Annotated in this window: 14 protein-coding genes; 8 read left to right on the top strand and 6 right to left on the bottom strand. The window is 68.7% G+C overall.

Going from position 1 to position 14,150, the window contains the following annotated elements; translation table 11 throughout:
* Window positions 1-394: 394 nt before the first annotated feature.
* Genes tkt through pgl form a run of 5 tightly spaced genes read left to right on the top strand, consistent with a single transcriptional unit; the run spans window position 395 to window position 6,870 of the window.
* A complete protein-coding gene (gene tkt / locus NMI01S_RS14680; protein WP_062997602.1) occupies window positions 395-2,539 on the top strand; it encodes a transketolase in 2,145 nt (714 codons plus the stop codon).
* Between the two features lie 3 nt (window positions 2,540-2,542).
* On the top strand, window positions 2,543-3,673 hold the full coding sequence (gene tal / locus NMI01S_RS14685; protein ID WP_062997604.1) for a transaldolase: 1,131 nt from the start codon (window positions 2,543-2,545) through the stop codon (window positions 3,671-3,673).
* Window positions 3,674-3,678: 5 nt separating this feature from the next.
* Window positions 3,679-5,241: a glucose-6-phosphate dehydrogenase gene (zwf, locus tag NMI01S_RS14690; protein WP_062997606.1), complete on the top strand. Its 1,563-nt coding sequence runs from the start codon at window positions 3,679-3,681 to the stop codon at window positions 5,239-5,241.
* The gene (gene opcA / locus NMI01S_RS14695; protein ID WP_174554526.1) at window positions 5,238-6,146 is read left to right on the top strand and encodes a glucose-6-phosphate dehydrogenase assembly protein OpcA; all 909 of its coding nucleotides are present in this window, start codon (window positions 5,238-5,240) and stop codon (window positions 6,144-6,146) included. Before zwf ends, opcA begins: the two co-directional genes overlap by 4 nt.
* Entirely contained in the window at window positions 6,139-6,870 is a 732-nt protein-coding gene (gene pgl, locus NMI01S_RS14700) for a 6-phosphogluconolactonase (protein ID WP_062997610.1), read from the top strand. Before opcA ends, pgl begins: the two co-directional genes overlap by 8 nt.
* 69 nt (window positions 6,871-6,939) lie before the next feature.
* Here the strand turns inward: pgl and NMI01S_RS14705 are convergent, their stop codons facing one another.
* Both NMI01S_RS14705 and NMI01S_RS14710 read right to left on the bottom strand, forming a co-directional pair.
* Window positions 6,940-7,299 (bottom strand): hypothetical protein, encoded by a 360-nt coding sequence (locus tag NMI01S_RS14705; protein WP_062997612.1) that lies wholly within the window; start codon window positions 7,297-7,299, stop codon window positions 6,940-6,942.
* Window positions 7,300-7,392: 93 nt separating this feature from the next.
* Window positions 7,393-8,385 (bottom strand): alpha/beta fold hydrolase, encoded by a 993-nt coding sequence (locus NMI01S_RS14710; protein WP_062997614.1) that lies wholly within the window; start codon window positions 8,383-8,385, stop codon window positions 7,393-7,395.
* A gap of 54 nt (window positions 8,386-8,439) precedes the next feature.
* Here NMI01S_RS14710 and NMI01S_RS14715 point away from each other — a divergent pair, with 54 nt between their 5' ends.
* Both NMI01S_RS14715 and NMI01S_RS14720 read left to right on the top strand, forming a co-directional pair.
* A complete protein-coding gene (locus NMI01S_RS14715) occupies window positions 8,440-9,276 on the top strand; it encodes an SDR family NAD(P)-dependent oxidoreductase (protein WP_062997616.1) in 837 nt (278 codons plus the stop codon).
* Window positions 9,277-9,343: 67 nt separating this feature from the next.
* A complete protein-coding gene (locus tag NMI01S_RS14720) occupies window positions 9,344-9,835 on the top strand; it encodes a flavin reductase family protein (protein ID WP_062997618.1) in 492 nt (163 codons plus the stop codon).
* 9 nt (window positions 9,836-9,844) lie between these two features.
* Here NMI01S_RS14720 and NMI01S_RS14725 read toward each other — a convergent pair whose 3' ends face one another.
* Window positions 9,845-10,705, bottom strand: a complete 861-nt coding sequence (locus tag NMI01S_RS14725; RefSeq protein WP_062997620.1) for a LysR family transcriptional regulator — start codon at window positions 10,703-10,705, stop codon at window positions 9,845-9,847.
* 70 nt (window positions 10,706-10,775) lie between these two features.
* Here NMI01S_RS14725 and NMI01S_RS14730 point away from each other — a divergent pair, with 70 nt between their 5' ends.
* Entirely contained in the window at window positions 10,776-11,939 is a 1,164-nt protein-coding gene (locus NMI01S_RS14730) for a YbfB/YjiJ family MFS transporter (RefSeq protein WP_245716869.1), read from the top strand.
* Here NMI01S_RS14730 and secG read toward each other — a convergent pair.
* The 3 genes from secG to NMI01S_RS14745 are packed head-to-tail and all read right to left on the bottom strand — an operon-like array spanning window position 11,926 to window position 14,149.
* Entirely contained in the window at window positions 11,926-12,159 is a 234-nt protein-coding gene (gene secG / locus NMI01S_RS14735) for a preprotein translocase subunit SecG (protein ID WP_030518417.1), read from the bottom strand. The two genes, NMI01S_RS14730 and secG, sit on opposite strands and share 14 nt — an antisense overlap.
* Window positions 12,160-12,180: 21 nt before the next feature.
* Window positions 12,181-12,927: an SDR family oxidoreductase gene (locus NMI01S_RS14740; protein ID WP_062997622.1), complete on the bottom strand. Its 747-nt coding sequence runs from the start codon at window positions 12,925-12,927 to the stop codon at window positions 12,181-12,183.
* Between the two features lie 37 nt (window positions 12,928-12,964).
* Entirely contained in the window at window positions 12,965-14,149 is a 1,185-nt protein-coding gene (locus NMI01S_RS14745; RefSeq protein ID WP_062997623.1) for an NADH:flavin oxidoreductase, read from the bottom strand.
* Window position 14,150 lies beyond the last annotated feature (1 nt).

A 14,150-nucleotide genomic window follows, 5' to 3' on the forward strand; every position in this document is an offset into this window, starting at 1 on the left:
GGTTTCGGCGGCATGGCGGGCCTCCCGCGCGCAGCCGTTTCCGCTGTCACCGCAGAGCGCGGCGCGGGCGGCGCAGCCTCTACTACAGACGATGGTAGACCCCCGCGTGTTGTGCTCCGGCACCCACCCGCCGCGAAACCGCCCGTGCCGCAGGCGATCGGCCCCGGCCGGTCCGGACGCGAGGGCCACGTCACATATCCGCCGTCGGCCGCTGTGCGGAATCGCGTCGGCCCGGTACGGCGGCGGCTGTCATCATTCACCGTAACCCCGCGCACCTGCACGGGGTGCGGGCGAAGGGTTCCCCACTCACGGCGATCAGGCGACCTCTAGGGTGGTGGGTACAGCCCGCAAGCCGCCGTTGTACACACACGAGAAGGTCAGGAGAACCTCGGTCGTGTCAGTCACAGACGACATCCGCGCACTCACCCAGCCCGCACATCCGGCCGACTGGACCGAACTGGACACCAGAGCAGTCGACACCGTCCGTGTCCTGGCCGCCGACGCGGTGCAGGCCGCCGGCAACGGCCACCCCGGCACCGCGATGAGCCTGGCGCCGCTGGCCTACACCCTCTACCAGCGGGTCCTGCGCTACGACCCGAGCGATCCGGACTGGACCGGCCGCGACCGGTTCATCCTCTCGTGCGGGCATTCCAGCCTGACCCAGTACATCCAGCTGTATCTGTCGGGCCTGGGCCTGGAACTCGACGACCTGAAGCACCTGCGCAAGTGGGGTTCGCTGACCCCGGGCCACCCGGAGTTCCGCCACACCAGGGGCGTGGAGATCACCACCGGCCCCCTCGGCCAGGGCCTGGCCTCGGCGGTCGGCATGGCGATGGCCGCCCGGCGCGAGCGCGGTCTCTACGACCCGTCCGCCGCGACCGGCGCCAGCCCGTTCGACCACTTCGTCTACGTCATCGCCTCCGACGGCGATATCGAAGAGGGCGTCACCTCGGAGGCCTCCTCGCTGGCCGGCACCCAGCAGCTGGGCAATCTGATCGTCTTCTACGACGACAACCGGATCTCGATCGAGGACGACACCTCCATCGCGCTGACCGAGGACACCGCCGAGCGCTACCGCGCCTACGGCTGGCACGTGCAGGTCGTCGAGGGCGGTGAGAACGTCACCGGCATCCTGGAGGCGATCGAGGCCGCCAAGGCCGTCACCGACAAGCCGTCGTTCATCCTGCTGCGCACGATCATCGGCTATCCGGCGCCGAACAAGATGAACACCGGCGCCGCGCACGGTGCCGCGCTGGGCGCCGACGAGGTCGCCGCCACCAAGGAGATCCTCGGCTTCGATCCGGGCCAGAGCTTCGTCGTCGACGACGAGGTCATCGCCCACACCCGCGGCAACGCCGCCGACCGCGCCAAGGCCGCCCGCGCCGTCTGGCAGGAGCAGTTCGACGCGTGGGCGCAGGCCAACCCGGATAACAAGGAGCTGTTCGACCGGCTCCGCGAACGCCGGCTGCCGAAGGGCTGGACCGAGGGGCTGCCCTCGTTCGAGCCCGACGCCAAGGGTATGGCCACCCGCAAGGCCTCGGGCAAGGTGCTGGCCGCGCTGGCGCCGGTGCTGCCGGAGCTGTGGGGCGGTTCGGCCGACCTCGCCGAATCGAACAACACCACCATGCCGGACGTGCCGAGTTTCGGCCCGGCGTCGATCTCCACCGGTATGTGGAAGGCCGAGCCCTACGGCCGGACGCTGCACTTCGGTGTGCGCGAGCACGCGATGGGTTCGATCCTCAACGGCATCGCCCTGCACGGCCCGACCCGGCCCTACGGCGGCACCTTCCTGGTGTTCTCCGACTACATGCGCCCGGCGGTCCGCCTGGCCGCGCTCATGCGGGTGCCGGCCATCTACGTCTGGACCCACGACTCCATCGGCCTGGGCGAGGACGGCCCCACCCACCAGCCGATCGAGCACCTCGCCGCACTGCGTGCCATCCCCGGCCTGAACGTGGTCCGTCCCGGCGACGCCAACGAGACCGTGTACGCGTGGCGCACCGTCCTGGAGCTCGAAAGTGCCGAGCAGCATTCGCATTTCGTGCCCGCCGACCACCCGCACACCGACGGCCCGTCGGCGCTGGCGCTGACCCGCCAGGACGTGCCCACCCTGGAGGGCACCAGCTACGAGGGCGTCTCCCGCGGCGGATACATCCTGGCCGAATCCTCCACCGGGACACCGCAGGTGATCCTGATCGCCACCGGTTCCGAACTTCAGCTCGCCGTCGCCGCGCGCACTACGCTGGAGGAGCAGGGCATCGGCACCCGGGTGGTGTCCATGCCGTGCGTGGAATGGTTCGACGCGCAGGAACAGTCCTACCGCGACGAGGTGCTGCCCCCGCAGATCACCGCCCGCGTCACGGTCGAGGCCGGTATCGCGATGCCGTGGCACCGCTTCACCGGCAGCGACGGTGAGAACGTCTCGATCGAGCACTTCGGTGCCTCGGCCGACTTCAAGACCCTGTTCCGCGAATTCGGCATCACCGCCGAAGCCGTCGTCGATGCCGCCAAGCGCTCACTCGACAAGGTGAAGGGATAACCAATGGCACAGAACGAGAATCTCGCCGCACTGTCTCGAGCAGGCGTGTCGGTGTGGCTCGACGATCTGTCACGCAACCGGATCCGCTCGGGCAATCTCGCCGACCTCGTCGCCACCCGCAGCATCGTCGGCGTGACCACCAACCCGACCATCTTCCAGGCCGCGCTGAGCGAGGGCCACGCCTACGACGACCAGGTCAAGGACCTGGCCGCCCAGGGCGCCGATGCCGACGCGGCCATCCGCACGATCACCACCGACGACGTTCGCTCGGCCTGCGACGTGCTGGCCGAGGTCTTCGAATCGACCGGCGGCGTGGACGGCCGGATCTCCATCGAGGTGGACCCCCGGCTGGCCTTCGACACCGACAAGACCGTCGCCCAGGCGGTCGAGCTGTGGAAGATCGTCGACCGGCCGAATCTGTTCATCAAGATCCCGGCCACCGAGGAGGGCCTGCCCGCGATCACGCGCGTGATCGCCGAAGGGATCAGTGTCAACGTCACGCTGATCTTCTCGGTGCAGCGCTACCTCAGCGTGATGGGCGCCTACCTGGACGGCCTGCGCAAGGCGCGCATCGCCGGCCACGACCTGGCCCGCATCCATTCGGTCGCGTCGTTCTTCGTCTCCCGCGTGGACACCGAGATCGACAAGCGGCTCGAGCAGATCGGTTCCGACGAGGCGCTCGCGTTGCGCGGTAAGGCCGGAATCGCCAACGCGCGCTTGGCCTATGCCGCCTACCAGGACGTGTTCGACGGGGGCAACCACACCTCGACGTACTCGAATCTGGCCTCCTCCGGCGGTAACCGGCAGCGGCCGCTGTGGGCGTCCACGGGTGTGAAGAACCCGGACTACCCCGACACCATGTACATCACCGAACTGGTGGCGCCGAATACGGTCAACACGCTGCCGGAGAAGACCCTCGAGGCGTTCGCCGACCACGGCGAGCTGCGCGGGGACACGGTATCGGGCACGGCGGCCGACGCGCAGGGCGTGTTCGACGCGCTGACCAACGTGGGAATCGACCTCGACGACGTGTTCGCCGTCCTCGAGCGCGAGGGTGTCGAGAAGTTCGAGAAGTCGTGGGACGAACTGCTCACCGCGACCACCGCCGAGTTGAAGAGCACCGGAAGCAACTGACCGCGATGGCCGGCCAGAAGAAGACGGCCGCCCCGGGGAATCCGCTGCGCGAAGAGCGCGACAAGCGGCTTCCCCGGATCGCCGGCCCGTGCAGCATGGTGATCTTCGGGGTGACAGGTGATCTGTCACGTAAGAAACTCATGCCGGCCATCTACGACCTCGCGAACCGGGGGCTGCTGCCGCCCGGTTTCGCGCTGGTCGGGTTCGCCCGGCGCGATTACGCCGACGAGGATTTCGCTCAGGTTGTCCTCCAGGCGGTCAAGGAACATGCGCGCACCCCGTTTCGGCAAGAGGTCTGGGAGCAGCTGTCGGAAGGTATCCGCTTCGTGCAGGGCACCTTCGACGACGACGCCGCCTTCGGCACGCTCGCGCAGACGCTGAAGAAGCTGGACGCCGAACGCGGCACCGGCGGCAACCACGCCTTCTACCTGTCGATTCCGCCGAACGCATTTCCGGTTGTGCTGGAACAGCTTTCACGCACCGGGCTGGCGAAGCCGCCGGACCCGGGGCCGGGCAAACCGCAGCCGTGGCGGCGAGTGGTGATCGAGAAGCCCTTCGGTCACGACCTGCACAGCGCCCAGGAACTCAACGCCCTGGTCAACCGGGTGTTCCCCGAGGAGACGGTCTTCCGTATCGACCACTACCTCGGCAAGGAGACGGTGCAGAATCTGCTGGCGTTGCGGTTCGCGAACGAACTGTTCGAACCGATCTGGAACGCCAACTTCGTCGACCACGTGCAGATCACGATGGCCGAGGACATCGGATTGGGCGGGCGCGCAGGCTATTACGACGGCATCGGCGCCGCCCGTGACGTGATTCAGAACCATCTGCTGCAATTGCTGGCGTTGACGGCGATGGAGGATCCGGTCAACTTCCAGCCGCGGCAGCTGCAGATCGAGAAGATCAAGGTGCTCTCGGCGACGAAACTGGTCGAACCGCTGGAGGAGACCACCGCCCGCGGCCAGTACGCGGCCGGCTGGCAGGGCAGCGAACGCGTGGTGGGCCTGCTCGAGGAGGAGGGTTTCGATCCGCATTCGCGCACCGAGACCTACGCCGCGATCACCCTCAACGTCGACACCCGCCGCTGGGCGGGGGTGCCGTTCTATCTGCGCACCGGAAAACGCCTGGGGCGCAGGGTCACCGAGATCGCGGTCATGTTCAAGAGGGCCCCGCATCTGCCCTTCGATCAGACCATGACCGAGGAGCTGGGCCAGAACGCGCTCGTCATCCGGGTGCAGCCGGACGAGGGCATCACCATGCGGTTCGGGTCGAAGGTGCCCGGATCCAGTATGGAAGTCCGCGACGTCAACATGGATTTCAGCTACGGCGAATCGTTCACCGAATCCTCGCCCGAGGCCTACGAGCGGCTCATCCTGGATGTGCTGCTGGGCGAGCCGTCGCTGTTCCCGGTCAACGAGGAGGTCGAATTGGCATGGCGCATCCTCGATCCCGTGCTCGATCACTGGGCCGAGGGCGGTAAGCCCGAGTCCTACGAGTCCGGCACATGGGGTCCGACCTCGGCCGACGAGATGCTCGCCCGCACCGGGCGCGAATGGCGGCGGCCATGATCGTGGACATGCCCGACACCAGTACCCGCGACGTGACCAAACGCCTGGTCAGCCTGCGGGAGTCCAACGGCGTGATCGCCATGGGCCGGGTGCTGACGCTGGTGGTGTGCACGCTGGATTCCTCGGAGGCCGAGGACGCCATCGACGCCGCCAACGACGCCAGCCGCGAACATCCCTGTCGTGTGATCGTGCTCGCCCGCGGCGACCGGTTCTCCGACACCAAACTCGACGCCCAGATCCGGGTCGGCGGCGATGCCGGGGCGGCCGAGGTGATAGTGCTGCGGCTGCAGGGCGAGCTGGTCAACAACGAGAGCAGCGTCGTCATCCCGTTCCTGCTGCCGGATACTCCGGTGGTGGCGTGGTGGCCGCGCGGAGCTCCGGAGTTCCCGTCGCGGGATTCGGTGGGCCGCTTGGCCATTCGCCGCATCACCGATTCCACCTACGCGCCCGACCCACGTGCGGCGATCACCCGGCGGCTGGATTCCTACGCGCCGGGCGACACCGATCTGGCGTGGAGCCGGATCACGTTCTGGCGGGCGCTGCTGGCCTCCGCGCTCGACGTGCCGCCGTACGAGCCGATCGAATCGGTGACCGTCTCGGGCCTGGCGGAGGAACCCGCGCTCGACATTCTGGCGGGATGGCTGGCGGCCAAACTGGACTGCCCGATCCGCCGGCAGACCGGGGAGTTGAAGGTCGTGCTGCACCGGGCATCGGTCTCGGTCGGGATCGAACGCCCGCAGACGGGCCGCACCGCGACCCTGACGCGCACCGGTGAGCCGGATCAGCGGTTCGCGCTCGCCCGTCGCGAGACCAAGGACTGCCTGGCTGAGGAACTGCGGCGACTGGACGCCGACGAGGTCTACGCCGAGGCGCTGGCCGGAATCGGGAAGGTGATCTATGAGTAAGCCGGAGATCGAGGTCTTCGCCGGGAACGACGAACTGGTGACGGCGGCAGCCGTGCGGTTCGTGCAGGTGGTCACCAGGGCTCAGGCCGAACGAGGTTCGGCGTCGGTGGTTCTCACCGGCGGCGGCACCGGCATCGACCTGTTGAAGAAGGTCCGCCAGGCGCCCGGAAGCATCGATTTCGCGCGCCTGGACGTGTTCTGGGGCGACGAGCGGTTCGTCCCCGCGGGCGACGCCGAGCGCAACGAGTTGCAGGCGCGCGAGGCGTTGCTGGATCACGTGCCGGTCGATCCGGCGCGGGTGCATCCGGTAGCGACCTCCGACGGGGAGTATCCGGATCCGGTCGAGGCCGCCGCGGAGTACTCGGCGGCGGTGCACGCGCATCTGGCCGAGCACGGCGCATTCGACCTGCATCTGCTCGGTATGGGTGGCGACGCGCATGTGAACTCGCTGTTCCCGCATTCCGCGGCCGTGGCGGAGGAGCACGAACTCGTTCTCGCCGTGACCGATTCGCCGAAGCCGCCGCCGGTGCGCGTCACCCTGACCCTGCCCGCGGTCGCGCGCGCCCGGCACGTGGTTCTGGTGGTCGGCGGCGAGGCCAAGGCCGATGCGGTGGCCCAGGCGGTGGGCGGCGCGTCCGCGCTCGAGATTCCGGCGGCCGGGGCGCACGGCAGCGAAACCACCACCTGGATGCTGGACGAAGCCGCGGCGGCGAAGCTGCCCTGAGATAGTGCGGGCGAAGCTGCCCTGAGATAGTGCGGGCGAAACTGCCCTGAGCCGGGGCGGCAATCCCGGCTAGTCGTCCTCCGTCTGCGCCCACGCGGCGACAGGCAGGCTGAGATACACACCGACGAGGTGGCCCGCGGGCAGGATGCGGGCCACCTCGTCGTGAATGTGGGTGGCCCGGCGGTCCCGATCGGCGGCGCGGTCTTCGAACCACTTCGACTTCACTTCGATCAGCACGTCGATGTCGAACCGGTCGCCCGGTTCGGCGGATCGGCAGCGCACGACGATGTCGCCGGGTTGCAGGCAGCCGTCGTATGGTTCCGCCGCACACGCGACCGCCACCGAGACGATATGTGGTAACTCCGCGACCAGCCGGCGCTTCGAATCGTCGGAGACGTGGGATGAGCACGTGACGTCGATGAGGGGCACGTGGCCAGCATGTCAGACCGCACATCGCTGCCCCGCACATCGCCGCCCTGTGCGTAGACGCTCCGGCCGCACACGGCGCGGGACCGGGCGTCCCTACCGCAGCGCCGAATTTCGCGACGCATCCTCGGCGACGAGTTCGGCGAGGTGACGCAGGAGGAAGTCGTTCACCGCGCCGGTCCGCTCGAGCTGTACGAGATGTCCTGCGCCCGGGACTTTTTCGACCGCGCGCAGATCCGGTACGTGCGCGCGCAGCACCGCCAGCGGGTCACGACCGCTGAAACCTTCCATATCCGGGTCGTTCTCGCCGTAGAGGAAACAGGTCGGCACCGTGACCGTCGTGGGCAGGCCCTCGGTCAGCTCCCAGTTGCGGTCCAGCGCCCGGTACCAGGTCAGACCGCCGGTGAAACCGGTCTGTTCGAATTCGTCTGCGAGAGTGTCGAATTCGGATTCCGGCAGCCACGACCAGGGCAGTGCGGGCGCCTGTGGCAGTGCGTCGAGGTAACCGATGCCGGGCGGATTCTTCCACGTGTCGAGATAGTGGAACTCGCCACTGAGCGCGTAGTACACGCGGGCCAGGAATTCGCGTGGGCGCGCGGCCAGTTCGGCGTCGGCGACACCGGGCTCCTGGAAATACGACAGGTGCAGGAAATGACGCTGCGCGGCGCGCGTCCAGAACTCCGAGGGGGCCTTCGGGGGGCGGGGCGCGTACGGATTGTTCAGCACCATGATCGCCGCGACCCGCTCCGGCGCACGCAATGCCAACTCCCACACCAGCTGGGCGCCGAAGTCCAAGCCGACGAAAACCGCTCGCTCGGCGCCGATCTCGTCGAGCAGTCCGAGCAGATCGCCGATCACCGCCCGATTGGTGGTCGCCTCCACCCCACCGGGCGCCTCGGTGCGGCCGTACCCACGCAGATCGGGGGCGATGGCGTGATATCCGGCCGCGGCCAGCGCCGGCAGTTGCCGATGCCACACGTACCAGCCGTGCGGAAATCCGTGGCAGAAGATCACCGGATACCCGCGGCCCTCTTCGGCGATATGCAGCCGAATCCCGTTGGTCTCCACGAACCGATGTGTCGGCCCCACTGCGCCTCCCAGGTACTAGAACACGTTCTCGTTTCACGGTAGTGTCCCGGAGTCGTGAACGGAATACTGACCGATCGAGTCGCCGTCGTCACCGGCGCGAGCCGGGGCATCGGCAAGGGCATCGCGCTGGAGCTGGGCGCGGCCGGCGCCACGGTCTACGTGACCGGGCGCTCCGAGCGCGCCGGGCAGCTGCCGGGCACCGTGGCCGCGACCGCGCGCGAGATCGACGAGCTCGGCGGGCGCGGGGTGCCGTTCGTCTGCGACCACCGCGACGATGAGGCGGTCGCGCGGCTGTTCGAGACCGTGCGCGCCGACCACGGCCGGCTGGATGTGCTGGTCAACAATGTCTACAACTCCCCGGCCTCCGCGCGCTGGCTCGGCAAACCGTTCTGGGAGGTGCCGCCGAAGGCGTGGGACGACGGCTTCGACATCGGCGTGCGCTCCCATTACGCTGCCGCCCATTTCGCGGCGCCGCTGCTCATCGAATCGGGCGGACTGATCGTCGACATCTCCTCACCGGGCGCCGAACATTTCACGCACAACGTCGTCTACGGCGTGGGCAAGGCCGCCGTCGACCGGCTGACCGCGGATATGGCGCACGATCTGGCCACTACCGAGGTCACGGTGGTGTCGCTGTGGCCGGGAATCGTGAATACCGAACTGCTGCAGCTGGTTCCGGCCGATGCGCGGGGACGGCGGCTGATCACGCTGCCCGGGGAGGGCACCTTCGATCTGAACGAGGCCGAGACTCCGCGTTTCGCCGGGCGCGCGGTGGTCGCGCTCGCGGCGGATCCGCGACGGCGTTCACGCACCGGCCGGGCGTGGCGGGTGGCCGATCTGGCCGAAGCCTACGGGTTCACCGATATCGACGGTCGCGTGCCGCGCACGTGAGGGCCATCGGTGTCCTAGCCTGAGGCGGCGGGCCGCATCGCGCGGCGCCGGCGGTGAAGGAGGGTGGATGGACGCGATCGCGAATTTCGACGCGTTGGTAGCGGCGGCGGACGCTCCGATCTATGTGGTGACGGTGGCGACCGAGTCCGAACGCGCCGGGTGCGTGGTCGGCTTCGCGTCTCAGGTCGGCATCGAACCACGCCGATTCCTGGTGTGCGTTTCCGAACTCAATCACACCTACCGGGTGGTGGCCGGCGCCACCCATGTCGCGGTTCATCTCGTCGATTCCGGGTCGCGGGCCCTGGCCCAGCTCTTCGGCGCGGAGACCGGCGACGATATCGACAAGTTCGCGTGGTGCCGGTGGCATCACGGCCCCGACGGCGTGGTGGTGCTCGACGAGGCCGCGGCCTGGTTCTCCGGCCGGATCCTCGAGCGCCACGATTTCGGCGACCACGTGGGTCTGCTGCTGGAACCGCTCGGCGGCCCGAAGCCGCCGGAGGGCACCACCGGACTGCGCTACAGCGACCTCGCCGACCTCACCCCCGGGCACCCCGCCTGAGGCTGCCCGCTAACCGCTCACGGCCCCCTGTCCACTCGCGGCGATATCGAGGAAACTCCGCACCGACCTGCCCGGCGCGGGCCGCGTTCGCCAGGCGAGCCGCAGGGTCGAGGGCGGGGCGTCCGAGATATCGAGGTAGGCCACGCCGGGGTGCGGCGCTCGGCTGCGCGCGAGTTCCGGAACGGCCCCGATGCCCCGGTCCGCGGCGATCAGTTCGATCCATTCGTCGAAATTCGTGCAGGTGACAATCTCGCGCCCGGATTCGGCTGCGGGCCAGCTGGTTTCGTCGGTGGTGCCGGAGACGGTGTTGACCACCAGCGGATGGGCGGCCAGATCCTGCCATCGCAGCGCCGACGTGTTCGCCAGCGGCGAGCGGGTGGAGACCGCCGCCACCCGCCGCTCGGTGCCGATGATCCGCCCGGTCATGGCGGCCGGCAGCCGAACCTCCTTGCGGTACAGGGCGATATCGATACGTCCCGCCGCGACGGCGGCCACCGGATCATCGATCCGATGGATGCCGACCCGTCCGCCGCGCGCCTCGAAGCGGGTGCGGACCTCGGTGAACCAGTCGTCGGGCAGCAGCCAGGAGAAACCGACCGACACCCGGGCCCGCAGCCGCAGATCGGCGGTCACGGCGTCGACGTCGGCGACGATCCGGGTCGCGGCCGCGAGCAGATACTCCCCCTCCGCGGTGAGGGCGAAGCGCCGCGCGCTGCGCTCGACCAGCCGGCAGTCCAGAATCCGTTCGGCCTGCTGCACCGTGCGGGTCAGTGATGGCTGCGTGGTGTGCAGCCGGGCGGCGGCGCGGGTGTAGTTGGCTTCCTCGCACAGCACCAGGAACGCGCGCAGATGCCGCAATTCCAGTTCCATACGCTCAGCGTATACATCGTGCACAGGAAGCATTTCACCGGACCGCGCCGGATCCGTAGCGTGGATCGACGTGACCATCACGCTTCCTCGTCAGGCATCGCTCGCGCCGGCCCTGCGCGCCTCGGCCGGCTTGGCCGCCGCCATGGGTATCGGGCGCTTCGTCTACACCCCACTGCTCCCGGTGATGATCGACGCCGGGCGCTTCGGCGCACACACCGGCGCGATCGTGGCGGCCGCGAACTACGCCGGCTACCTACTGGGCGCGGTCGCCCTGGCACGCTTTCCGGAATACAACGGCGGCAGGGCTTTCCGGATCTCGGCTGCCGCGCTGGTGACGAGTGAAGCGGCCATGGCGATTCCGGCGCCCGCGATACTGCCGATCATCTTGCGGATGGTCGCGGGCGTCGGCAGCGCGGTGCTGTTCATCGGCTGTGCGCAGATCGCCGCCCGACACGAAAACCGCAGGCGCGCAGCCGGTATCGCCTTCGCCGGCGTGGGTGCGGGAATCGCGGCAACCGGTGCGTTGGTGCTGATCGCGCAATCGGTGCTGTCGTGGCAGGCGCTGTGGCTCGCCGCCGCCGGACTGACCGCAGTCCTGCTCTGGCCTGCCCTGCGGTTGGAGGTCGTCGCAGGCAGCCGTACCGGCGCGGCCACGGTGCGGTCGAAACGCTCCTGGCGGCTGCTGCAGACGACCTATTTCCTGGAGGGGCTGGGTTATATAGTCCTGGGCACGTTCCTGGTCGCCGCGGTCGGCGCCACCGGACATCGGACGGCCGGCACCGCGATCTGGATCGTGGTGGGAGTGGCGGCCGCCCCGGCGACGGTGGTCTGGGGTCTGATCGCCCGGCGGGTGACTCCGGTGACCGCGCTGGTGGCCGCACTCGTGCTGCAATGTCTGTCCGCGCTGTTGCCGACGCTGTCGGGGGGCGTCTGGCCGGCGGTGGTGTCGGCCGCGCTGTTCGGCGCGACCTTCATGGGGATCACCCTGCTCGCCCTCGAGATCGGCGACGATCTGGCCGGACCGGGAGCGGCGGCGACCTTGACCGCCGGCTACGGACTCGGCCAGATGCTCGGTCCGCTGGTGGTGGCGCCGGTGCTCGGCGACAGCTACGGCGCCGCGTTCACGATCGCGACGCTGATCCTGGCGGTGGCAGCCGTGACAGCGATCGCGATCGGATCGGGCCGGCGCCGCGGCCCTGCGACCGCGGCGCCCACGCCGATCAGGCGAACTTGATCTCGAAGCCGATGCCGAGAATGGCGATGAACCAGATCAGGCCCACGAAGATGGTGATGCGGTCGAGGTTCTTCTCGACGACCGTGGATCCGGACAGGCTCGACTGCACACCACCACCGAACAGGCTGGACAAGCCTCCACCCTTCGCGCGGTGCAGCAACACCAGCAACACCAGCAACACGCTGGTGATGACCAGGAGGATATCCAGGAACATTTGCATGCCGACAGTTTATGCGGATGCTCAGCCCACCACCGAACCGGCCGTCATCCCGCCGTCGACGACGAATTCCGCACCGGTGCAATAGCTGGATTCGGTGCTCGCCAGAAAAACCACCAGATCCGACACCTCGGCGGGCAGGCCGAGCCGCGCCCGCACATTCTCGCCGCGATCGACGGCGATTTCCTCGGTGACTCCGATCATCGGCGTGAGGATGCCGCCGGGATGCACCGAGTTGACCCGCACGCCCTCGGGCGCGAGTTCCAGCGCGGCCGACTTGGTCAGTCCCCGCACCCCGAACTTCGAGGCCGTATAGGCGTGCATACCGCCCACGCCCTGGATACCGGCTGCGGAGGAAATATTGATCACCGCGGCCGGCCGGGCGGCCACCAGGGCGTCGCGCGCGGCGCTCAAACCCAGGAAGGGACCGGTCAGATTGATATCGATGACCCGTTGCCACTGCTTCTCGGTGTAAGTGCCCAGCGGCCCGCCGTCGAGGACGCCCGCGTTGTTCACCAGCACGTTCAACAATCCGAATCGTTCGACGGTGGCGGCGACGGCGGCCTGCCAGTCGGCGGCCTCGGTGACGTCGAGATGCACGTAGCCGGCCTGCCCACCCAGTTCCGCGGCCAGCGCCCGCCCCGCGTCGTCGGCGATATCGCCGAGCATCACCCGCGCCCCCTCGGCGACGAAGGCCCGCGCGTGCGAGGCGCCCATGCCGGAGGCGCTGCCGCTGATGAGGGCGACTCGGCCCGTCAAACGTCCACTCATGAATTCGTCTCTCTCTTTTCTCTCTCGTCGATCCGGGTCAGTGGCTGGGAATGGGTGGGCCGTCCAGCCGCAGCACGCATCGGGTGCCGGTGTAGATGCTGGGCATGCATTCGTTGCAGTGGATGCAGGCCGAGCGGGTGTCGGCGTCGGAGCGGATGCGCTGCAGCAGATCCGGCTCGCGCAGCAGGGCGCGGCCCATCGCCAGGAATTCGAAGCCTTCGCGCCGCGCCCGCCGCATATCGTCGATATCGGTGATTCCGCCCAGCAGCACCAGTGGCATCGACAGCTCGCGGCGGAATTGGCGGGCCCGTTCGAGCAGATACGTACCGTGATACGGGTATTCGCGCAGGAAGGCCTTGCCGACGAGCTTGAACCCCAGCCGGGTCGGACCCGGCAGCGTCTTGGCGAACGCCTGCCGTGGCGCATCGCCGTGGAACAGCAGCATGGGGTTGAGCAGCGAACTGCCCGCGGTCAGTTCGAGGGCGTCGAGTCCGCCGTCGGCTTCCAGCCAGGACGCCACCCGGAGCGATTCGGCCAGCGAGAAGCCGCCGCGCACACCGTCTTCCATATTCAGCTTGGCCAGGATCGCCAGCCGGTTGCCGACGGCTTCGCGCACCGCGAGGGCGATCTCACGGGCCATCCGGGCCCGATGCTCCAAGGGGCCACCGTAGGCGTCCTTGCGGCGGTTCAGCAGGGGGCTCAGGAACGAGCTGACCAGATAGTTGTGGCCGAAATGCAGTTCCACGGCATCGAATCCGGCTTCCTCGGCCAGCAATACGGCCCGTACGTGCGCGGTGACGAGATCCTGGATGTCGGCCACCGACGGCGACTGCATCATCTTCATGCTCAGCGGCGACCACAGCCGCGTCGGCGCCAGCGCGGGGGCACGGTTGGAGGCGGCATTGGCCACCGGTCCCGCGTGACCGATCTGCGCGCTGACCTTGGCGCCTTCGGCATGGATGGCGTCGGTGAGCCGCCGCAGGCCGGGTAGCGCCTCGGGGCGCATCCAGATCTGGTGCCGATCGGTGCGCCCGCCCGGCGCGACAGCACAGTAGGCGATGGTGCTCATCCCGACGCCGCCGGCCGCGATCTCCCGATGGAACTCGATCAGTTCGTCGGTGACCAGCGCATCGGGTGTGCGGCCCTCGAAGGTGGCGGCCTTGATCACCCGGTTGCGCAGGGTGATCGGGCCCAGATCGACGGGTTCGAAAATATCGTTCACT

The sequence above is a fragment of the Nocardia mikamii NBRC 108933 genome, from assembly GCF_001613505.1.
Taxonomy (GTDB): Bacteria; Actinomycetota; Actinomycetes; order Mycobacteriales; family Mycobacteriaceae; genus Nocardia; species Nocardia mikamii.

Coding starts and splice junctions, on each gene's coding strand:
- zwf (WP_062997606.1), top strand. CDS start 3,679: ATGGCCGGCCAGAAGAAGACGGCCGCCCCGGGGAATCCGCTGCGCGAA.
- pgl (WP_062997610.1), top strand. CDS start 6,139: ATGAGTAAGCCGGAGATCGAGGTCTTCGCCGGGAACGACGAACTGGTG.
- NMI01S_RS14725 (WP_062997620.1), bottom strand. CDS start 10,705: ATGGAACTGGAATTGCGGCATCTGCGCGCGTTCCTGGTGCTGTGCGAG.
- NMI01S_RS14740 (WP_062997622.1), bottom strand. CDS start 12,927: ATGAGTGGACGTTTGACGGGCCGAGTCGCCCTCATCAGCGGCAGCGCC.
- tal (WP_062997604.1), top strand. CDS start 2,543: ATGGCACAGAACGAGAATCTCGCCGCACTGTCTCGAGCAGGCGTGTCG.
- NMI01S_RS14720 (WP_062997618.1), top strand. CDS start 9,344: ATGGACGCGATCGCGAATTTCGACGCGTTGGTAGCGGCGGCGGACGCT.
- secG (WP_030518417.1), bottom strand. CDS start 12,159: ATGCAAATGTTCCTGGATATCCTCCTGGTCATCACCAGCGTGTTGCTG.
- opcA (WP_174554526.1), top strand. CDS start 5,238: ATGATCGTGGACATGCCCGACACCAGTACCCGCGACGTGACCAAACGC.